This is a genomic window from Priestia megaterium, from assembly GCF_046599315.1.
GTDB lineage: Bacteria > Bacillota > Bacilli > Bacillales > Bacillaceae_H > Priestia > Priestia megaterium_F.
This window is the reverse complement of sequence record NZ_JBKIKC010000005.1, coordinates 151968-171612: the sequence shown is the minus strand read 5'-3', so window position 1 is coordinate 171612 and position 19645 is coordinate 151968. Positions and strand designations below refer to the sequence as shown.

General features: G+C 38.5%; 21 protein-coding genes. 15 read left to right on the top strand and 6 right to left on the bottom strand.

The features are described 5' to 3' along the window. Positions 1 to 15 precede the first annotated feature (15 nt). The 4 genes from ACLHDF_RS17490 to ACLHDF_RS17475 all read left to right on the top strand — a co-directional run bounded on the left by ACLHDF_RS17490 (position 16) and on the right by ACLHDF_RS17475 (position 4633). A complete protein-coding gene (locus tag ACLHDF_RS17490) occupies positions 16 to 1314 on the top strand; it encodes an arsenic transporter (protein WP_413919973.1) in 1299 nt (432 codons plus the stop codon). Positions 1315 to 1337: 23 nt separating this feature from the next. Continuing rightward, on the top strand, positions 1338 to 1760 hold the full coding sequence (gene arsC, locus ACLHDF_RS17485; RefSeq protein ID WP_413919972.1) for an arsenate reductase (thioredoxin): 423 nt from the start codon (positions 1338 to 1340) through the stop codon (positions 1758 to 1760). A gap of 207 nt (positions 1761 to 1967) precedes the next feature. Further along, a complete protein-coding gene (locus tag ACLHDF_RS17480) occupies positions 1968 to 4121 on the top strand; it encodes a DNA topoisomerase III (RefSeq protein WP_413919971.1) in 2154 nt (717 codons plus the stop codon). A gap of 113 nt (positions 4122 to 4234) precedes the next feature. Continuing rightward, positions 4235 to 4633 (top strand): PaaI family thioesterase, encoded by a 399-nt coding sequence (locus ACLHDF_RS17475; RefSeq protein WP_413919970.1) that lies wholly within the window; start codon positions 4235 to 4237, stop codon positions 4631 to 4633. Positions 4634 to 4637: 4 nt separating this feature from the next. Here the strand turns inward: ACLHDF_RS17475 and ACLHDF_RS17470 are convergent, their stop codons facing one another. Beyond that, positions 4638 to 5267 (bottom strand): NUDIX hydrolase, encoded by a 630-nt coding sequence (locus ACLHDF_RS17470; RefSeq protein ID WP_413919969.1) that lies wholly within the window; start codon positions 5265 to 5267, stop codon positions 4638 to 4640. A 135-nt stretch (positions 5268 to 5402) separates the two neighbouring features. Between ACLHDF_RS17470 and ACLHDF_RS17465 the strand changes: the two genes are divergently transcribed. Further along, positions 5403 to 6092: a DUF421 domain-containing protein gene (locus tag ACLHDF_RS17465; RefSeq protein WP_413920045.1), complete on the top strand. Its 690-nt coding sequence runs from the start codon at positions 5403 to 5405 to the stop codon at positions 6090 to 6092. Between the two features lie 42 nt (positions 6093 to 6134). Here ACLHDF_RS17465 and ACLHDF_RS17460 read toward each other — a convergent pair whose 3' ends face one another. Then, positions 6135 to 7652 carry an alpha/beta hydrolase gene (locus ACLHDF_RS17460; protein WP_413919968.1) on the bottom strand — a complete coding sequence of 506 codons (1518 nt, stop codon included), beginning with the start codon at positions 7650 to 7652 and terminating at the stop codon, positions 6135 to 6137. 255 nt (positions 7653 to 7907) lie between these two features. On the opposite strand from ACLHDF_RS17460, the gene ACLHDF_RS17455 reads away from it, so the two are divergent. Both ACLHDF_RS17455 and zwf read left to right on the top strand, forming a co-directional pair. Next, positions 7908 to 8819, top strand: a complete 912-nt coding sequence (locus tag ACLHDF_RS17455; RefSeq protein WP_413919967.1) for an AEC family transporter — start codon at positions 7908 to 7910, stop codon at positions 8817 to 8819. A gap of 126 nt (positions 8820 to 8945) precedes the next feature. After that, the gene (gene zwf / locus ACLHDF_RS17450) at positions 8946 to 10445 is read left to right on the top strand and encodes a glucose-6-phosphate dehydrogenase (protein WP_413919966.1); all 1500 of its coding nucleotides are present in this window, start codon (positions 8946 to 8948) and stop codon (positions 10443 to 10445) included. A 12-nt stretch (positions 10446 to 10457) separates the two neighbouring features. On the opposite strand, the gene ACLHDF_RS17445 is transcribed toward zwf, so the two are convergent. After that, positions 10458 to 11135, bottom strand: a complete 678-nt coding sequence (locus ACLHDF_RS17445; protein ID WP_413919965.1) for a GntR family transcriptional regulator — start codon at positions 11133 to 11135, stop codon at positions 10458 to 10460. Between the two features lie 210 nt (positions 11136 to 11345). On the opposite strand from ACLHDF_RS17445, the gene ACLHDF_RS17440 reads away from it, so the two are divergent. Beyond that, positions 11346 to 12401 carry a tartrate dehydrogenase gene (locus ACLHDF_RS17440; protein ID WP_413919964.1) on the top strand — a complete coding sequence of 352 codons (1056 nt, stop codon included), beginning with the start codon at positions 11346 to 11348 and terminating at the stop codon, positions 12399 to 12401. A 204-nt stretch (positions 12402 to 12605) separates the two neighbouring features. Further along, complete coding sequence (locus tag ACLHDF_RS17435) at positions 12606 to 13817, top strand: MFS transporter (protein ID WP_413919963.1); 1212 nt, start codon at positions 12606 to 12608, stop codon at positions 13815 to 13817. 117 nt (positions 13818 to 13934) lie between these two features. Here the strand turns inward: ACLHDF_RS17435 and ACLHDF_RS17430 are convergent, their stop codons facing one another. After that, complete coding sequence (locus ACLHDF_RS17430; protein ID WP_413919962.1) at positions 13935 to 14258, bottom strand: winged helix-turn-helix transcriptional regulator; 324 nt, start codon at positions 14256 to 14258, stop codon at positions 13935 to 13937. Positions 14259 to 14612: 354 nt separating this feature from the next. Between ACLHDF_RS17430 and ACLHDF_RS17425 the strand changes: the two genes are divergently transcribed. The 4 genes from ACLHDF_RS17425 to ACLHDF_RS17410 all read left to right on the top strand — a co-directional run bounded on the left by ACLHDF_RS17425 (position 14613) and on the right by ACLHDF_RS17410 (position 17850). Next, positions 14613 to 15362, top strand: a complete 750-nt coding sequence (locus ACLHDF_RS17425) for a GTP cyclohydrolase II (RefSeq protein WP_413919961.1) — start codon at positions 14613 to 14615, stop codon at positions 15360 to 15362. After that, on the top strand, positions 15359 to 16450 hold the full coding sequence (gene ribD, locus ACLHDF_RS17420; RefSeq protein ID WP_413919960.1) for a bifunctional diaminohydroxyphosphoribosylaminopyrimidine deaminase/5-amino-6-(5-phosphoribosylamino)uracil reductase RibD: 1092 nt from the start codon (positions 15359 to 15361) through the stop codon (positions 16448 to 16450). Before ACLHDF_RS17425 ends, ribD begins: the two co-directional genes overlap by 4 nt. 132 nt (positions 16451 to 16582) lie before the next feature. Next, on the top strand, positions 16583 to 16717 hold the full coding sequence (locus tag ACLHDF_RS17415) for a hypothetical protein (RefSeq protein WP_413919959.1): 135 nt from the start codon (positions 16583 to 16585) through the stop codon (positions 16715 to 16717). A gap of 257 nt (positions 16718 to 16974) precedes the next feature. Then, positions 16975 to 17850 carry a helix-turn-helix domain-containing protein gene (locus ACLHDF_RS17410; protein WP_413919958.1) on the top strand — a complete coding sequence of 292 codons (876 nt, stop codon included), beginning with the start codon at positions 16975 to 16977 and terminating at the stop codon, positions 17848 to 17850. Positions 17851 to 18154: 304 nt separating this feature from the next. Here ACLHDF_RS17410 and ACLHDF_RS17405 read toward each other — a convergent pair whose 3' ends face one another. Then, positions 18155 to 18301 carry a hypothetical protein gene (locus ACLHDF_RS17405; protein WP_013056671.1) on the bottom strand — a complete coding sequence of 49 codons (147 nt, stop codon included), beginning with the start codon at positions 18299 to 18301 and terminating at the stop codon, positions 18155 to 18157. 12 nt (positions 18302 to 18313) lie between these two features. After that, complete coding sequence (locus ACLHDF_RS17400) at positions 18314 to 18538, bottom strand: DUF3892 domain-containing protein (protein WP_013082820.1); 225 nt, start codon at positions 18536 to 18538, stop codon at positions 18314 to 18316. 104 nt (positions 18539 to 18642) lie between these two features. On the opposite strand from ACLHDF_RS17400, the gene ACLHDF_RS17395 reads away from it, so the two are divergent. After that, positions 18643 to 19323 (top strand): class I SAM-dependent methyltransferase, encoded by a 681-nt coding sequence (locus tag ACLHDF_RS17395; RefSeq protein WP_413919957.1) that lies wholly within the window; start codon positions 18643 to 18645, stop codon positions 19321 to 19323. 65 nt (positions 19324 to 19388) lie between these two features. Beyond that, on the top strand, positions 19389 to 19517 hold the full coding sequence (locus ACLHDF_RS17390; RefSeq protein WP_413919956.1) for a YuzL family protein: 129 nt from the start codon (positions 19389 to 19391) through the stop codon (positions 19515 to 19517). The last annotated feature ends 128 nt before the right edge of the window (positions 19518 to 19645 follow it).

Sequence of the window (19645 nt, the reverse complement as noted above, 5' to 3'; positions counted from 1 at the left end):
TTGGAGGTTTAAAAAGTGGCATCAGTTGTACTAGCATCATTGATTTTTTTAGTAACATTAATTTTTGTTATTTGGCAGCCGAAGAATTTATCAATCGGTTGGTCGGCTTGCGGGGGAGCTATTCTTGCTTTACTGACAGGTGTGGTTGATTTTCAAGACGTTCTTGAAGTCACTAGTATTGTGTGGAATGCAACTCTTACGTTTATCGCTATTATTATTATTTCTTTAATTTTAGATGAAATTGGTTTCTTTGAATGGGCAGCTCTTCATATGGCCAGAGCTGCAGGTGGGAACGGCGTGCGTATGTTTGTTTACGTGTCTCTTCTTGGAGCTGTTGTAGCAGCGCTATTTGCTAATGACGGAGCGGCCTTGATTTTAACACCTATTGTCTTAGCTATGGTTCGGGCATTAAAGTTCGACGATAAAATGGTTTTTCCGTTTGTTATCGCAAGTGGCTTTATCGCGGATACAACGTCTTTGCCCCTTGTTGTTAGTAACTTAGTCAATATCGTATCAGCCGACTTCTTTGGTATTAGCTTTTCTGAATTTGCATCACGTATGATTGTTCCAGATTTGGTTTCTTTGTTTGCAAGTATTATGGTCTTGTATGTGTATTTCTGTAAGAGGATTCCTAAGAAGTACAATGTAGCAGATTTACGGAAGCCGGTAGATGCCATCAAAGATGAAAAAATGTTTCGTTTATCCGGAATTGTCTTAGTTTTGTTGGTACTAGGCTATTTAATTGGAGAATTTTTTAGCGTTCCTGTTTCTATTATTGCAGGCATTATCGCTATTCTGTTTTTAATGATGGCTAAAAAAAGCCGAGCGGTTCATACAAAAAAAGTGTTACAGGGGGCTCCATGGGCGATTGTCTTTTTCTCCATCGGCATGTATGTCGTTGTATACGGCTTGCGTAATGCTGGTTTAACAGAAATTTTGTCTGATGTGATCCAAGCAGCGGCTAGTCATGGACTGTTTGCAGCAACAATTGGTATGGGATTCACTGCCGCTATTCTTTCATCGATTATGAACAATATGCCAACCGTTATGATTGATGCACTAGCAATCGATGCAACACACGCAGCTGGAACAATCAAGGAAGCGTTGATTTACGCAAATGTCATTGGATCGGATTTAGGCCCGAAAATTACTCCGATTGGCTCCTTAGCCACACTTTTATGGCTCCATATTCTTTCAACAAAAGGCGTGAAGATTTCGTGGGGAACGTATCTTAAAACGGGTATTATCTTAACTATCCCAACATTATTTATTACGCTTGTTGGATTGTATATTTGGTTACTCATTATTTCATAACATATCAAAAGGAGATTTGACACATGTCTAAAAAAATACTTTATTTCTTATGTACAGGCAATTCTTGTCGTAGTCAAATGGCAGAAGGATGGGCGGAAAAGTACCTTGATAACGATGAATGGGATGTACGAAGTGCCGGTCTTGAAGCACATGGACTAAACCCTAACGCTGTTAAGGCAATGAAAGAAGCGGGCGTTGACATTTCACACCAAACGTCAGATGTCATTGACCCTGCCATTTTAAACAATGCAAATTTAGTGGTTACGTTATGCGGACATGCAGCAGATCACTGTCCAGTAACACCACCTCATGTGAAACGTGAACACTGGGGTTTTGAAGATCCGGCAAAAGCAGAAGGAACAGATGAAGAGAAATGGGCCTTCTTCCAACGTGTACGCGATGAAATTAGTGAACGTATTCAACGCTTTGCCGAAACAGGCAAATGATACGTAAAGTCAGATGAGCCGGGAGAATTAGTTCCGGCTTTTTTTAGTGGGAGTATAACAAGAAAGGATATACCTTCAAATTGAACCATGTAACTCTCTCATCAAAACTACTTTTTCCCATTCATGCTCCAACAGCTCTTTCTATGATAAAATAATAAAACTGACTAAGTTTCACATGGAAATTTGAAATGTAAGGTGATTAAATATATGAAGTTAATTATTGCAGAAAAGCCGGATCAAGGATCGACGCTAGCTTCACAGTTTAAGCCAAAGCGTCACGACGGCTATTTAGAGATTCCACCGAATGAAGTGTTTACAGACGGAGCGTATGTGACGTGGGCAGTCGGGCATTTATGCCAGCTTGTAAGTCCGGAAGATTATAAGCCGGAGTGGAAAAAGTGGTCAATTGACACGCTGCCAATGATTCCAGACCGTTTTCAATACGAAGTGACGCGCTCAAAAGCTAAGCAGTTTCAAGTGGTGAAAAAGCTGCTTAAAAAGCCGACGGTCACAGAAATTATACATGCCGGAGATGCGGGGCGCGAAGGAGAATTAATCGTTCGTAATATCATTCAGCTGTCAGGTGTGCACAAGCCGATGAAGCGATTGTGGATTTCTTCTTTAACGCCAAAAGCCATTTATGATGGGTTTCAGCAGTTAAAAGACGAAAGCGATACGCGTAACCTTTATTATGAAGCATATACAAGAGCATGTGCGGATTGGGTTGTTGGGATGAATGCCTCACGAGTGTACAGTATCTTATTAAAAAAGCATGGCATGTCAGATGTTTTTTCAGCAGGGCGTGTGCAGACTCCGACGCTTGCTTTGATTGTAAAGCGTGAAAAAGAAATTGATAATTTTAAATCAGAGCCTTTTTGGGAAGTGCTCGCTAAGTTTGATATTGAAGGAAAGAAGTATGAAGGAAAATGGCATCAAAACGGAGAGTCGCGTCTCAAAGAAAAAGAAATGGCGTATAAAATTGCTCAGTTTTGCGAAGGGAAAGACGCGGAAGTTCATGAACTCGTAACGGAGCGAAAAGAGTTTCAACCGCCTTTACTATTTAACCTATCATCACTTCAAGCAACGGCGAATAAAGCGTTTAAGTTTTCTCCTAAAAAGACGCTTGATGTGCTGCAAGGGCTGTACCAGAAAGGAATTGTTTCTTACCCAAGGTCAGACTCAAACTACGTAACAGAAGGAGAAGCGGAAACGTTTCCTGAGATTTTAGAAAAGCTGAGTGCTTTTTCTGAATATGAACAATTATTTCCGCTTCCTTCCGTTTCAATTCTAGGAAATAAACGCTATGTAAATGCAAAAAAAGTGAGCGATCACTATGCGATTATTCCAACGGAACAAGTGAAGGACCCTAGCAAACTGTCAGGAGACGAACAGAAAATTTACGACTTAGTCGTAAGGCGGCTGATTGCGGCACACTATGAAAAAGCGATTTTCGACTATACAACGATTACGACACTTGTGGAAAAGCGAGCAGCTTTTATTTCAAAAGGAAAGCAGCAAATTCAAGAAGGTTGGCGCAAGGTAATTTTTCAAAATGAGAAAGATGACGACGTCATTCTTCCGAATGTCCAAGAAGGCGAAGAAGGAAAAGTTATTAAGGTAGACGTAAAAGAAGGCAAAACACAGCCTCCAAAACGCTACACGGAAGGTCAGTTGATTACACTGATGAAGACAGCAGGCAAGCATTTAGATAATGATGAGCTGGAGAAAATTTTAGCAAAATCAGAAGGTTTAGGTACGGAAGCTACGCGTGCTGGAATCATTACAATGCTTAAAGACCGTAAATATATTGATGTGAAAAAAAACCAAGTATTTGCGACTGATAAAGGAAAGGTATTGATTGACGCGATTGGAGATAAAATTTTAGCTTCTCCAGAAATGACGGCTAAGTGGGAGCAGCGTCTAGCTGAAATTGGGGAAGGAACAGCATCGGCCGCTGCTTTTATGGAACAAACAAAGAAGCTGTCAGCTAAAATTATCGAAGACGCTGTCGAAGCAGAAAGCAAGTGGAACTTCAGCGGATACGACACTGAATCCATTCAGCGAAAAGGCAAGGACAAAGGTAAAAGTTTTTCTTCTAAATCGTTTGGTTCATGTAAGCTTTGCGACGGAAAAGTAGTCGATAAAGGCTCATTTTACGGATGCTCAAACTATGCAAAAACAAAATGCACGTTTACCGTATCGAAAAAGATTTTAGGTAAAACAGTGACCCAAGCTAATTTAAAAAAGCTGTTAAGCGAAGGTCAGACAGACTTGATCGAAAATTTTAAAAAAGGCGATAAGGCATTTAATGCCAAGTTAGAATGGAAAGAAAACAAAGTGCAGTTTTTATTTGAAAAGTAGAGGAATAAAAAGCGTTTGCTAAAGAGCAAGCGCTTTTTGTACGCGAAAAAACAGGAGTTTTTCAGCTTTTCTAGAATTTCTTACATAGTTTATTTATGCAAAGGATGAGATTGATGAAACGAACGAGTAAAGGGATGATTCCGTTTTGGGATTATATTGGCATTGAAGAAACGCTGCTTAAAAAAGGGTATGCAGAGTTGAAAATTAAGATTCAACCGCAGCTTCTGCAAGGAAGAGGAACGGTTCATGGAGGCGTTATTGCCACGCTTATCGACGCGGCGGTTGGTTCGGCTGTGCGGTCTTCTCTTTCTGAGGCTGAAAGTGCCAGTACAGTTGAGTTAAAAGTAAATTACACAAGGCCAGGAATAGGCGATTATTTAGTTGCAAAGTCTACATTGTCTCACCGAGGCAAAACGCTTGCTGTTGGCGAAGTGAAAATTGAAGACAGCAGCGGCAAGCTTGTTGCGCTTGGCAGTGCAACGTATATGATTTTTTCAGTAGAAAAAGCTTAGAGTTCTAAGCTTTTTCTACTGAATGAAGCTGTTGGCTAATCAATGTAATAATCGTTTCATAGTAAGCTTCGGGATGAGGAGCAAATTCACTTTTGTGTGCTGTACGGTGAATAGGCTCTTTTTGATTTGTTATTCCTTTAATGATCAGTTCTGTTTGATTCCCAAGCCACAGTTCGTAAAAGTCAGAAAACGGTGTTTTTACAAGTCCTGATACTTCTTCTTGCTGCAAAGTAAAAGCACTAAGTGGATGAGAGCTATGATATAAAAACACGTGTGCGAATTCTTTGTCAATGTAGTGTGGCTGAGATACTTCGTATTTAAAAACATCTAAAGGAAGCAATTCATCAAATGAAATGTTTACGCCGAGCTCTTCTTGAATTTCTCTTACTCCATTTTGAACGGTTTCTGTATGAAGCGAGTGTCCGGCAGCTGTGATATCAAGGGCACCGGGATAATCTTGTTTTTGTTCGCTGCGAATTTGAAAATAAATATAGTCTGTATCATTTTCACGGCTGACAAGCCAGCAGTGAAACGCTTCGTGCCAATAGCCTTTTTCGTGAACTTCTCTGCGAGACGCTGTTCCTATGCGCTGCTGTTGATCGTTAAATACGGTTAATACTTCATCGTTCATCATAAGCCCCCCATTTGTTTCCTACTTCTTTCTACTCTAACCTGTCATAAAAGGTATGTAAATAATGGAAGATAAAAATCTGCTTTGATACATAAAAATGTGCATAAAATAAAGGGTACATCAATTTTAGTAAAGAAGGTGCATGCGTTGAATCATTGGATAGAAGTGGTACTTCGTTCAGTGTTGATCTTACTTGGCTTGTTTTTTATTACAAAGCTGTTAGGAAAAAAACAGTTATCCAAACTTTCTTTTTTTGAATATATCGTTGGCATTACAATTGGAGATATTGCCGGAACAATTTCAATGGATGTAGATTTACAGGCAAGTCACGGGGTAGTAGCGATTTTAGTATGGGCATCGTTTCTTATTGTTGTATCAAACATATCGTTAAAAAGTATAAGCTTTCGAAAAGCGGTGGAAGGCACGACGACAATCCTCATTAAAGAAGGAAGAATCCTTGAGGAAAATGTAAAAAAAGAAAAATATACAGTAGATGAGCTCATGGAGCAGCTTCGAAAAAAAGATATCTTTTATGTGGAAGACGTCGCTTTTGCTATGCTTGAAACAAACGGCGAATTAAGCGTATTGTTAAAAAAAGAAAAGCAGAACGTTACGCGGGAAGATCTATTGATAAAAGAAGAGGAGACACGATTACCTCAAACGATTATCATGGATGGAAATATAATGAGAGAAGCCGTTCATGAGCTGGGCTATAGCGTAGCGTGGGTTAAAAAACAGCTAAAAAAGAAAGGTGCCGCAGTCGACAAGGTATTTTTAGGACAAGCAGACTCAGCCGGGCATCTGTATCTTGATTATTATGAAGACTAAAAGAAAACAGAAAGCAAATAGCATTTGCTTTCTGTTTTTTGTTTAGCGGGGATCTACTTCTTGTCCCGATTCTATGTCGATTACTTTAAGAGTATTTTGAGGTGCTTGAATATCTTTACTTGCAGGCGCTGCTTTTTTATTTTCCACCCAGTCTACTAACAAATCAAAAGATTGATGGGCATATGGAAGAAGGGGCTGAAGCTCTTGATTTGGATCCGTTTGTTTATTCCATACTAAGCTATCAATGTGATTTCCATTTTTTACGGTATAGAGGCGATGAAGCTTTGCTTTGCCAGCTTTTTTAACGAGCTTTTCATAGCCTTCCGCATGAATAGATGGGAAGATAAGTGAGTCGAGAGAGCCGGTCATACTGATAAGAGGCACATCAATATCGCCCGTATTTTCTACTTTTGCTATATTTTCTTTTACGCTTTTTGGTCGGGTTTGATAGCGATAATTTTCAAAGATGTAATCCCATGAACGGTCGCGTAGGCCTGATGAAGTAAAGTTTAAGTAATTGTGCCAGTTTGTTCTTCCGGGAGCTGTCGGATCAAAGTGATCACGGTAAATGTTTAAAGTGACCGCCCAGTACACTTGATCATGATAATTCCACAATTTTTCTGATCCCTTCGGAAGGCCAGCTTTATACATTTGTTTAATAGCTTTTTTCTGTTCTTTTCCCGTTCCGTACAGTGCTTCTTCTGCGTTGTTTACAACAGGTGTTAGTGAGCTAATTAAATTTGGCGCTTTTGCACTCCATAACACGCCTTCCCAATCAACGCCTCCATCAAATAAACGAGGCTCTTTTGTTTGTTTTGGATCATCGTGTTCAAGTGCATATCTGACGACGTATCCACCGTTTGAAATTCCAATTGCATACGTTGGTACTTTATGATTGTTTCGAATCAAATCGCTTGCCGGGTTTTTTCGATTGGCCGGGTCGATTAGTTTGTCCGAGTAATGAGTAGTCAAGTATTGCTGGGCAGCTTTTGTCATTTGACGATAGCGCATATTCCATTCTGCTACGCTGTCGTCTTCGTTAGCAAGTGCATTTTTTACTTTAGCAAAAGGATCGTTAGGATCACTTTCTCCTTGCGTTCCTTTATCAATCGCTGCAAACGCATAGCCTTTTTTAAGAAGGTAATCACTGAATAATAAATCGGTGGACGTTTCGTTGCGTGTGGCAGGAATGCCGGCTACCACAAGTTTTCCATTCCAGTTATCAGGAACTCGGATGACGAACTGAGCGTCTTCAAAAATTCCATTTACTTGCGTTCCTTTAACCGCAGCGGGCTGATTGATTCGATACCAGCCCGACTCATCTTCAGCTTTTCCCCAGTTATAAGGAGTAAGTCCAATGTTGCCATAGAGCGTAGCTTGCTGATATTGAGCGGGGTTTTTAGTCGTCAGCCAGTTCCCGTTCGCTCCGTCAAAATAGGTTTCTGCCGACTGGTCAGCATTTGGAATTACATTTGTTGTGCTAGAAGCTTCAGCAAGAGAGCCTGAAGCTGAAAAGCAAAGAGCAGCAGAAAAAGTAAGCGCTATTATTTTTCGTTTCACGTTTCTTCCTCCTCATAAAAATAATTCATACCTTTTATAAAAATTCCATAAAAAAGAAAAATTTCCTGTTTTAAAATCAGTTTAGAGGCAAGTTTTTTTGTTTGTTCCTAAGGTGATTTTGTCTGACAAATAGGTAAACTGCATACAATTCTCTAGTTCCTTTTTAAGCTGCTTATATTATAATGTAACAAGGGTTAAAAAAGACAGGGTAAAAATCGATTAAATAAGTATAAAAGAGAGTAAGGGAGTAGGTCTATGAGTAGCTTTAACAGTCAGTTTTTGTATTCCATTACAATCATTCTATTAGGATACATACTAAAACGAACAAACCTCCTTCGACAAAAAGACGGAGAAGCTTTAGCAAGAATTATTTTTAATATTACAATGCCTTGCTTGATTATTGTCACATTCAGCAGTATTAAAATTGACGAATCGCTTATCTTACTATTGGTTATTGGAATTGTCTATGGCTTATTGCTAGCCGCTGTAGGAATTTTTGTTTTTCGGAAAGATGAGCGAAAAGTGAAAGGCATGCTGACAATGATGATTCCAGGGTTTAATATTGGAATGTTTGCTTATCCATTAGTAGAAGGCATTTGGGGAAAAGAAGGGCTTAAATATTTTGGTATGTTTGATGTCGGAAATGCCTTTGTTATTTTTGTTTTATGCTACGTGATTGGCAGCTACTACTCAGGAGATGGCATTGATATTGAATTCAAAAAGATTTTATACAAAGTATCAAAATCGATGCCGCTTCTTACTTATGTAATCATTTGTCTTCTTGCGATTATAGGCATTCATTTACCATCATACGTATTAGACGTTTCAGGTATTATTTCTAAAGCTAATATGCCGCTTTCTCTTTTGCTTTTAGGCGTATATTTAAATTTTTCATTTCAAAAAAGCTACTTGAAAAAAATTATTATGTTTTTGAGTATCCGCTACGTGATTGGACTTGGCGTAGGCATTGCGCTGTTTTTCTTGCTTCCATTTGAAGATATGTTCCGGTATACTATCTTAGTTTGCTTTATTCTACCAGTAGCGGGTTCAGTTTTACCTTACGCAGTAGAATTCAAATATGATCAAAAATTTGTTGGCACCGTGTCAAATATGACCATTTTGCTGAGCTTTTTGCTGCTGTGGGGAATGACCAATATTTTAATGTAAATAACAAAGGACACTCGCACTTGTGAGCGTCCTTTTTGATGAAAAAAGGATATTCCCAAATAAATAGAGGTAAGCTAGGAGAAGAGAAAGTCCATCATACATACAACATGACGGGAGGAAAAAAAAGTGGAGTCCTTAACTTTTGTTTTATTTGGCGCAACGGGTGATTTAGCAAAAAGAAAAATCTTTCCCGCTCTTTATAATTTATTTACAGACAAAAAGCTCCCTGCTGCTATTTCTATTATTGGATCAGGGTATGAGCAGCTATCTCATGCTGATTTTAAAGAGCATGTAAAGCAATCTATAAACAATTTTTCGAGACGAAAAATGGAAAGTAACGAGGAAGCTTTTTTGTCGCTGTTTCATTATCAAGCAGTGGATGCAAGCAAAACAGAAGATTACGAACAATTACTAAAGGTTGTTAATGAACAAGAAACAGCTCATGGAAGTGAAGGGAATCGTTTATTTTATTTGTCCGTAGCACCAGAATACTTTGATGTGATTGCTCTGCATATAAAAAAAAGCGGCTTGGATCAAACCAACGGCTGGAAGCGTCTTATGATTGAAAAGCCATTTGGACATGATCTTTCTTCAGCAAGAGAGCTTAATGAGAAGCTAAGCAGTACGTTTAAAGAAGAAGAAATTTATCGCATTGATCATTATCTGGGTAAACCGATGGTGCAAAATTTAGAAGCGCTTGAATTTACGAACCCCGTACTGCAATCGCTGTGGAATAACAAACACATTGCAAATGTACAAATTACGGCAAGTGAAACAGTCGGTGTTGAAAATCGTGCAGGATATTATGATCATACGGGGGCCATACGTGACATGATTCAAAATCATATGCTACAGGTTCTCATGATGACAGCCATGCATCTTCCAAAACGAATTTGCTCAGAAAACATTTTAGAAGAAAAGCAAAAAGTGATGGAGTCTCTGAGGAAAATTCAAGCAGAAGAAGTAGCTCGCGATGTTGTGCGAGGGCAATATGGAAGCGGAGAAATCGATCAAAAATTTGTTAGAGGATACAAAGAAGAGCCCGGCGTAGAAGCAGACTCTAAAAATGATACGTTTGTGGCAGCACGTTTATGGATTGATAATCCATTTTGGAAAGGGGTTCCTTTCTATATTCGAACGGGTAAACGAATGAAAGAAAAATCAACTCGTATCGTAGTAGAATTTAAAGATTCTTTAAAAGGCCTGTATGAAACTCCTTATGACAAGGTAGCACCGAACTTATTTATTATCGAAATTAGTCCAAGCGAAAACGTCGCTCTGCAGCTTAACAGCAAAAATCCATTAAAAAATGGTGTTATTGAGCCGGTTCGTATTACGTTTTCAAGAGAAGAAGAAAGTGTGCCGGAAGCATATGAACGAATTATTTACGACGCGTTAAGGGGCGACTCCACATTTTTCGCTCATTGGAAAGAAGTAGAGCTATCTTGGCAGTGGGTGCAGCCTGTATTAGATGCATTTGAGTCTGATATGCTGCCGCTTCATGAGTATCCATCGGGTTCACAAGGTCCTGAAGAAGCACAGAACTTAGTTGCACAAGAAGGCTTTAAATGGTGGCTTGATGACGATGATCATGGGGAAGCACCTGGAGTATTTTTGCCGATTTAAAAAAAACGCCTCTTAATTTAAAGAGGCGCTTTTGGTGGTCAATCGTTTTTGTAAATGAACAAGATCATGATGTAAATGTTTTTGCATATGCTCAACAGCCTTTAAACTGCGTTTTTTCATAAAAGTGAACACTTGCTGATGCTCATGTAAAATCTCAGCAGCTCGTCCCTTGCCTTTAAAATTAAGCACTCGACAAAAATAAATCAATACATTTACGCTATCAAGCTGTTTTTTTAAATATTTACTATGACTATATTGAAGAATTAGCTGATGAAAACGTTCATTTAATTCAATAAGCTGAGAATCTTCGGATCCTTGCTTTATTTCCTCAGCGGTTCTTTCTAACAGCTGCCCGATGAAAAGAAGCTCTTCATCGGAAGCGCGAGTGATACACAGCTCGACGGCTAAAGACTCTAAAGCTGTACGAATTTGATAAATTTCTTCTACGTCTTCAGCAGAAAGAGAATAAACAATAAAGCCTGTTTTTTGATCCGCAACTAAAAGACCGTCTTTTTCTAATAAACGCATTGCTTCTCTTATAGGAGAGCGGCTGACCCCGAATGCTTTAGCTAGCTGTGTTTCATTGATTCGCTGACTAGGTTCATATTCACCGTTCACAATCATTTGCTTGATTTTTTCATAAAATTGGAGATAGTATGGTAACGGCTTATGTAAATCAAAATTGTTCATTGATACCCCTCGTTTATTTATAATCATTTATTTCCTAATTATAATACGCTTGTTCATAAAGTCATAAGAATTTTTTTGATTTTAAAGTAAGTGGAATATATTCAGAATTTTCTTGATGAAAACGTTCTTTTTACGTATACTCAAATAGATAACATCGGTCGACGGTCGACCGATAAGTTTTTTACATAAAAAGACACAGGGGGATTTTATATGAAAACGTTAAAAATAGCAAATATACCAGGAGATGGAGTAGGGAAAGAAGTTGTTCCGGCTGCGGTTAAAGTCCTTCATACGATCGCAGATATTCACGGAGGATTAAAATTTGAATTTACAGAATTTCCTTGGAGCTGTGATTATTATTTGAAATACGGACAGATGATGCCTGAAGATGGGCTCAGGCAGCTTCAAGACTTCGACGGAATCTTTTTAGGGGCCGTAGGAAATTTAAACCTTGTGCCAGATCATGTTTCGCTATGGGGTCTGCTCATTAAAATTCGCCGAGAATTTCAGCAGGTAATTAATATTCGTCCAGCCAAGAGGTTAAAAGGCATCGCATCTCCACTAACAAACCCAAAAGATTTTGATTTAATCGTTGTTCGTGAAAATAGTGAAGGAGAATACAGCGAAGTAGGAGGGCGCATTTATCAAGGAGAAGATCAAATTTCGATTCAAAATGCAGTTTTTTCTCGAAAAGGAACGGAACGAGCGATGCGCTATGCGTTTGAACTAGCCTCTAAAAGAAAAGCAAAAGTTACAAGCGCAACGAAGTCAAATGGAATTGTTCATTCTATGCCGTTTTGGGATGAAGTGTTTCAAGATGTTGCAAAGGATTATCCTCAAATTGAAACAGACTCACAGCACATTGATGCGCTGGCGGCTTTTTTTGTCACCAACCCGAGTCGTTTTGATGTAATTGTGGCGAGCAATTTATTTGGAGATATTTTAACGGATATTGGAGCGGCTATTATGGGAAGTATTGGCGTTGCTCCTGCTGCAAATATTAATGTGAATGGGAAATATCCTTCTATGTTTGAACCTGTGCACGGGTCCGCTCCTGATATTGTCGGAAAAGGAGTTGCAAACCCAATTGGCCAGATTTGGACGGCCAAAATGATGTTGGACCATTTTGGTGAACAAGAATTAGGCAATCAGTTATTAGAGGTTATTGAACAAGTGACGGAATCAGGCATCGTTACACCGGATGTTGGAGGCAACGCAACTACTATTGAAGTAACGGATCAAATTATTTCTCATTTAAAGAAGTGAAGGTTCTAAAAGGCACAAATTTTTGTGTCTTTTTTATATTTCATTTGTTTCTATAGAAAAGTAAAATCGATAAATACATGTTGACACTTACATATATGAACCCTATAATAGTTTGAGTTGATATAATTCGTATACATATTATTTATAGACTATGTTTTAGTTTGTGTTAATAAATACGGATGAAAAGATAAAAGGAGGAAAATAATGCAAAAATCGAAATTATGGACAAAAGACTTTTTAGCAGTCTCATTGACTAGCTTTTTTGTTTTTGTCATTTTTTATATGTTAACTGTCACATTGCCGCTGTTTGCAACGGATGAACTTCATGCAAGTAAGCAAAGCTTAGGCTTAATTGTGACAATCTTTTTAGTGTCCGGCATTGTGTTCAGACCGCTAGCAGGTAAGTGGATGACAACATTAGGACAAAAGAAAGTACTATTAATAGGTGTCTTCATCTTTTTAATTGGTTCTATTTTATATATGAACATTCACTCATTATCAGCGCTGCTGATGCTGCGTGTGCTTCATGGCATTGGTTTCGGAATGAGCACAACTGCTACAGGAGCAATCGTCGCAAATGTAATCCCAGAACAGAGAAAAGGAGAAGGGATGGGATACTATGCAACATTTATGAACTTAGCGATGGTAGTAGGTCCGTTTGTAGGATTAACATTAACAAATAGCTTGAGTCATACAGCGGTATTTACCGTTACGGTGGTATCCTCTGCTTTAGCAGTACTATGCAGTCTAGTACTTCGTGTACCTGAGGTGAAGCCAGTTTCTTCTGCAACAAATGAAATGAAGCCAGCCAAAGGTCTTGCGGCGTTTTTTGAATACCGCTCACTGCCTATTTCAATCGCTGGCCTCGTAGTAGCTTTTTCATATGCAAGTGTTATTTCATTTGTGTCTATTTATGCAAAAGAAATGGGCTTTACTCAAGCTTCAAGTTTTTTCTTTGTTGTATACGCGGTGTGCTTATTAGCTTCTAGACCCTTTACAGGAAAATGGTTTGATCAACACGGAGAAAACAGCGTGGTATATCCATCGATTTTATCTTTAGCTATCGGTATCTTTTTGCTTAGCCAAGCGACAACGAGCTGGGTATTTTTATTAGCAGGAGCATTGATTGGATTAGGTTTTGGAACGATTACATCAAGTTTTCAATCCATTGCTGTAAAAAAAGCTTCTCCTCATCGCCGAGGTGTCGCCACAGCTACGTTTTTTGTGTTTTTTGACTCTGGAATGGGATTAGGATCCTTTTTATTAGGTATTCTATCGACAGCAGCCGGATACAAAGGAGTGTATGTATTCTGTTCCATTATTGCTCTTTTAGCTATAGCAGTATATTTTGTATTGCACGGCCGAAAAAGCCAGAAGCAACGTATTGTTTCTCAAAATGAATCATTAGGAAAATAACGTAAGTAAAAAAAGGCGTGCTCATGGAGAGCATGCCTTTTTATTTATGAGGCTCTAAAGAAAATGGCTATGAGTATATCCATGTAAAAACGCTTCTGATTTCTTTAGAGATTCCTTTTATTCTACTTCTTCTTGTGTAATCCACTCACTTGACCATGTTTGAATTTCCTTAATCACCGGTGCTAGCGCTAATCCTTTTTCCGATAAAGAATATTCAATTCGAACAGGAGTTTCCGGAATAACCGTACGAATAACGATTCCTTCATACTCTAGTTCTTTTAAGCGCTCGGATAAAAGTCTTCCGCTTACTGGAAGTGCTTCTTGCATTTGAGAAAATCGTTGTGAGCCGGAAAGTAGCTGAAAAATGATCAAACTCGTCCAACGTTTCGTTAGTATAGTAACAGCCTTTTCAAAACGTGGGCAGAGTGCTAAACCGTCCATGTTATTACCTCCATTCTCTTCCTATAGTATAAAACAAAGTGAGTATTTTATCTAGTGTTATGTAATTTGATTACTTAAAGATTATAAATTACTTTACGTATTTACCTTTAAATTATATAATCTATTTAATTAAGGAATTAAATTACTAAAAGTAACAAAAAGACATAAAAGCTTTACAAGAGAAATGTATCGTCATATAATACTTTATGCAAGTAAACCTACTTACTTTTAGTAAGCTGATAAATCAATTAAAAAAGATAAATGTAGTGAAGTGCTAAAAAAACGCTGCTCATGTGAGAAATTGAGCAAAACATAAAAATGGTGGATAAGTGAGAAGACATGTAAAAGGAGGAAATGACTGTGATTAACCAAAAAGTTGTTTCAATTTTAAAAGATAAAATTAATGTAGTAAAAAATGAAGACCATTTTATCTATATAGTAGGACCAATTACGCTTCCTGTAAATCTGGACGGCGAGACACAAGTATTTAGTTGGTATTCATGGTTGCGTTCTGATAATGTAAAAGAAGGAACATTAAGTACGGAAGAACTGATTGAAAAAATGCAAGGAGCTAATTTGGCTGACATGCAGCAATCGAGCGTTCTTGTGTACGGGGATTTTCAAGAGTCGCATGAGTCACTCATTCGTATGCACAGCATTTGTCATACGGGAGATATTTTCGGAAGCAAACGCTGTGACTGCGGTTTTCAATTAAAACAATCTATGAAGATGATCGTCGAAAATGGAAGTGGAGCGCTCTTTTATTTAGCAAATCACGAGGGACGCGGCATTGGGCTGTTCAGTAAAGCAATGGCGTATGTTCTTCAAGAAAATGGATTTGATACGGTAGAAGCGAATGAAGGATTAGGATTTGAAGATGATACTCGCAGCTATAGCGATGCGATCAGCGTGTTAAAAGTGCTTCGTCAAAAACCTGTTACGTTGATTACAAATAATCCGAAAAAGCTAACAGCGCTTGAGAAAAACGGCGCACTTTTATCAGGGCGTGTTCCACTTTGGGGAGATGTATCTCAGTTTAATGAAAAGTATTTAGACACTAAAGTTAAACGTTCAGGACACTTAAAAGAGGAGGTTCTTCTTTGATCAATCACGAATTTTACATGAATGTAGCTTTACAAAATGCAAAAGCAACAAAGGGACAAACAGATCCAAATCCACTTGTAGGCTCGGTTATTGTAAACGATAATCGAATCGTTGGGATCGGTACGCATTTAAAGGCAGGAGAACCGCACGCTGAAATTCATGCGCTGCGAATGGCTGGCGAACAAGCAAAAGGAGCGACTGCTTACGTAACGCTAGAGCCTTGTTCACACCACGGACGTACAGGTCCTTGTGCTGAAGCGCTGGTTGAAGCCGGTGTGAAAAAAGTGGTCATAGCAACTTTAGACCCGAACCCTTTAGTAGCGGGGAATGGAGTTGAAATTTTAGAAAACGCAGGCATTGAGGTCATAACAGGTGTATGTGAAGAAGAGTCACGTCAAATGAATGAAGTCTTCAATAAGTATATTGTAACGAAGAAGCCGTTTGTTTCGTTAAAATCAGCCATTACGTTAGACGGTAAAATAGCGACTGCTTCTTCTCACAGCAAGTGGATTACGTCAGAGGAAGCTCGTTTGGATGTGCATCAGCTGCGTCATGAAACAGCGGGTATCTTAGTAGGGGTAAACACGGTTATTAAGGATAACCCAGAGCTGACAACTCGTATTGAAGGTGGTCGAAGTCCCATTCGTATTGTGCTGGATTCGAAGCTGCGCATGCCCCTTGATTCTAAGCTAGCAACGGATTCTTTAGCCCCAACGTGGGTATTTACAAGTGAGAGCTATTCAAAAGAAAAAAAAGAACAGCTTGAGAAACAAGGCGTCCAAGTATTTATCACAAGCGGTAAGGACAAAGTAAACCTCGAAGATATGCTTTTTATGCTAGGTGAGAAATTTGTTTCGTCTCTTTTAATTGAGGGAGGCGGCGAAGTGAATGCTGCATTTGTAGAGAATCGTTTAATTGATAAACTAATTCTATATATGGCACCAAAGCTTTCAGGAGGAAAAGAGGCTCCTACTTTCTTAGAAGGAAAAGGTGTAGAGAAAATGTGGGACGCAGTGGATGTAGAGCGTCTTTCGGTCACTTCAATAGGTAAAGACTTTAAATTTGTGGGATACCCTGTTTATAAATAAAAAAATGTAAATGAGGCTGGTACAAAAGTAGTTTAGTTAAGGAAAAATCCGAACGATGAATCTTGATTCATCGTTCGGATTTTTTGTTGTTGTGGTGAACGTAGGTTTCATGTATGTAGTTGCTTCTAGCGTTTGATTGGAGGGCGAGGCGAAGACTCCTGCGAGAAAAGCGGGATAGATGAGACCCCGCAGGAGCGCAAGCGACGAGGAGGATCATCGGCCGCCCGCGGAAAGCGAAGTCTTGCACGGAGATCAATCGCGGTGTAACAAGAGATTTATACCAGCTCATGTATTCCATTTGTTCGTCCGTAGATTAGATTGATATAGTTATTTCTCAACCTCATTTTTTTGTAGGGAGAAATCATACACTATTTTACTGTTATAGATTAATTTGCTATTATAGGGAATGGTTAATTTAGAAACATTGGATGAATTTTTAACGTTTTTACAGTTGACTATCTAAATAAAAGCACTATATGTTTATAGAGAGAATATATTATGTGAAAGTAAGGGTGAGAAAAGAGATGAGAGAGTATAGAATTGGGAGTGTTATGAGAGACCTTCGCAAAATGGCGGGGTTGACACAACAAGAATTATCAAGAGACATTTGTACACAAGCGCAAATCAGCAAAATTGAAAACGGTGAAGAATATCCATCAAGCATTACCCTCTATAAAATTTCTAAGCGCCTTGGCGTAGATGTTAACTACTTTTTTGATAGTGTAGAATCACCTCGACTTGATTACGTAGATGCGGTTCAATCGTTAATTCGTCAATATATTCGTCAGAGAGATTATGATGCTATTCATAATATCATTATAAAAGAAAAAGAAAGTCCGCTGTTTCAAAATCCGCTGAACAAGCAATTTTTAATGTGGCATGAAGGTATTTGTGTGTATTACATTCATCATAATAAAAAAGATGCGCTGTCAAAGATGTACCAAGCAATCGAGCTTACTAAGCAATCGGCAACGTTTTATAAAGAAAGAGAAATTGAAATTTTAAATAGTATTGGGATTATTCTTTACGAAGAGAAAGAGTATGAACAGGCTTTAGATACATATCAGATAGCACTCAAAAGCTTAAATGAGCTCCCTCAAACGAAAGATGAAAACATAAAAATTAGAATTTTAAATGCCCTTGCCAAAACGCTTGGAGATATGAGTAACTACGATGAATCATTAATATATAGCAACCGAGGAATCGATTTGTGCATCAGTAATGAATCAATGTATTTATTTGGCGAGCTCCATTACCAAGCAGGAGAGAGCTTAATTAAATTAGGTAAAATCGAACAAGGGAAAGAATATATGGAAAAATCTATGACCATTTTCACCCTGCAAAGAAACGAGCGATTCGTCAAGCTAGTAGAGAAAGAACTTGAAACGCTTTTTGTTTAAAATATTCCTATCATTATAATTTTTGAGAAATTTCTATCAAAATGAAGAAAATACGCGGTTTTAAGGTGATAAATGCTGATAGAAAGGAATTCATCCACTTTTATCCTGTGATACACTAGAGTCAAATCATAGAAAGAGGAGGAAATAATTATGAAAAAAGTATTAGTCGGTATGGCATTAGCGTTTACATTAGTAGCAGGTGTTGCTTCAGTTGGAACAAGCGTAGCAACAGGAGATTTTTCAACATTAGGTCTTCCAAGTCAACATTAATAGCGAAAGCCGTGCTTCTTAGCACGGCTTTTTCTTATTGTGTTTTACTTGACTGATCTTTGTTGCGTTTGTTTCCTTTAGAATTATCTCCGCTTGAAATTTCTTCACCCATTTCTACAAGATGGTGCTGGGTTTTTGGATTACTTTGATTAGCGCTTCCTTTATTATTCTTTTTTGTCATATTCATTCTCCTTTAAAACGATGGCAATGCATCGAGATTATTGGTTTTGTCATGATCAGGAATACTGCGAATATACGTACCGCCGTCTTTTCCTACAAAGGTACTTACATGCTCCACGTCACCAGCTTCTACTTTCTTCAACGCTTCTTCATAGGTTAAAACAGCTCCTGAAGCTGTTTGGAATTCTAGCAAGTCACCGTCTGCATTTTTACGTACCGCAACGAAACGTTCTTTCATACAAATAAACACCTTCCTTTACATCTATATGGTTGCTGAAATAGCCGTTTTTATTCATTGCAAAAAGTGATAAGGTAAAGAAAAGAGTGCAAAGGGGATAAAAAATGACAACATTTAATTGGCATGATCAAGCTCAAGAAGAGTGGAATCAAAAAGTATCATTTTGGAATAGCCGAAGTGAAGAGATGTGGAAAAACGGAAGTCGGAAAACAGTTGTTCCATTTATTCAAAAACACCTTAAAAAAGGTGCTTTGTTAGCAGACGTCGGCTGTGGTGATGGGTTTGGGACGTCTCTTTTAGCCGCTTCTGGATATAAAGCAATTGGTCTTGATTTGTCAGAAGAAATGATTCAAAAAGCATCTGAGCTGCATAAAAGTGAAAATTTGTCGTTCGCTCAGGCTGATATTATGGAGCTGCCGCTTTCTTCTGAATCAGTAGAAGGGGTTATGGTGATCAATGCGCTAGAATGGACAGAGCATCCGCGATTAGCTTTGAAGGAATTGCACCGAGTTGTAAAACCAAAAGGGTATGCATGCGTAGGCATTCTTGGACCAACTGCTCAGCCTCGTAGCAATAGTTTTCAAAGACTATATGGTGAAGACGTCATTTGCAATACGATGATGCCGTGGGAGTTTGAACAGCTTGCAAAGGAAAACGGATGGGAAGTAATCGATGGAGAAGGTATATATAAGCGAAATGTTACCGATAAGCTGATTGGCCAGCTTCCACACGAATTAAAACAAGCCTTAACGTTTCTATGGCTATTTATGCTCAAGAAACAATAAAAACGGCACACCTCTCCTTATATGTAGCTGTGCAAAGGGTACACTACAAACTGGAGGTGAGTGACATGAGTAAAATTAAAAAAGACCGCTCAAAATCAGGGCTAGGTTCACCAAATGTAGAAGGACAAGGAACGACAACTTCTGAACAAGGTGTTCAAAGAAGTTCAGCCAACAAAAAGCAAAAGCGTTCATAACAAAAATAAAGCGAACTTGCAGTGAGAACACCGAGCTCTTTGCAAGTTCGTTTTATTTATGGCGTCACCTTTATAAGTAAGAAGGTATTGTGTGCAGAATTATAAATAGCTTATAATAAAATTTGAGC

Coding starts and splice junctions, on each gene's coding strand:
- arsC (WP_413919972.1), top strand. CDS start 1,338: ATGTCTAAAAAAATACTTTATTTCTTATGTACAGGCAATTCTTGTCGT.
- ACLHDF_RS17400 (WP_013082820.1), bottom strand. CDS start 18,538: ATGAAAGAACGTTTCGTTGCGGTACGTAAAAATGCAGACGGTGACTTG.
- ACLHDF_RS17440 (WP_413919964.1), top strand. CDS start 11,346: ATGAAAACGTTAAAAATAGCAAATATACCAGGAGATGGAGTAGGGAAA.
- ACLHDF_RS17455 (WP_413919967.1), top strand. CDS start 7,908: ATGAGTAGCTTTAACAGTCAGTTTTTGTATTCCATTACAATCATTCTA.
- ACLHDF_RS17475 (WP_413919970.1), top strand. CDS start 4,235: ATGAAACGAACGAGTAAAGGGATGATTCCGTTTTGGGATTATATTGGC.
- ACLHDF_RS17390 (WP_413919956.1), top strand. CDS start 19,389: ATGAGTAAAATTAAAAAAGACCGCTCAAAATCAGGGCTAGGTTCACCA.
- ACLHDF_RS17430 (WP_413919962.1), bottom strand. CDS start 14,258: ATGGACGGTTTAGCACTCTGCCCACGTTTTGAAAAGGCTGTTACTATA.
- ACLHDF_RS17445 (WP_413919965.1), bottom strand. CDS start 11,135: ATGAACAATTTTGATTTACATAAGCCGTTACCATACTATCTCCAATTT.
- ACLHDF_RS17470 (WP_413919969.1), bottom strand. CDS start 5,267: ATGATGAACGATGAAGTATTAACCGTATTTAACGATCAACAGCAGCGC.
- ACLHDF_RS17425 (WP_413919961.1), top strand. CDS start 14,613: ATGACTGTGATTAACCAAAAAGTTGTTTCAATTTTAAAAGATAAAATT.
- ACLHDF_RS17480 (WP_413919971.1), top strand. CDS start 1,968: ATGAAGTTAATTATTGCAGAAAAGCCGGATCAAGGATCGACGCTAGCT.
- ACLHDF_RS17435 (WP_413919963.1), top strand. CDS start 12,606: ATGCAAAAATCGAAATTATGGACAAAAGACTTTTTAGCAGTCTCATTG.
- ACLHDF_RS17405 (WP_013056671.1), bottom strand. CDS start 18,301: ATGACAAAAAAGAATAATAAAGGAAGCGCTAATCAAAGTAATCCAAAA.
- ACLHDF_RS17410 (WP_413919958.1), top strand. CDS start 16,975: ATGAGAGAGTATAGAATTGGGAGTGTTATGAGAGACCTTCGCAAAATG.
- ACLHDF_RS17395 (WP_413919957.1), top strand. CDS start 18,643: ATGACAACATTTAATTGGCATGATCAAGCTCAAGAAGAGTGGAATCAA.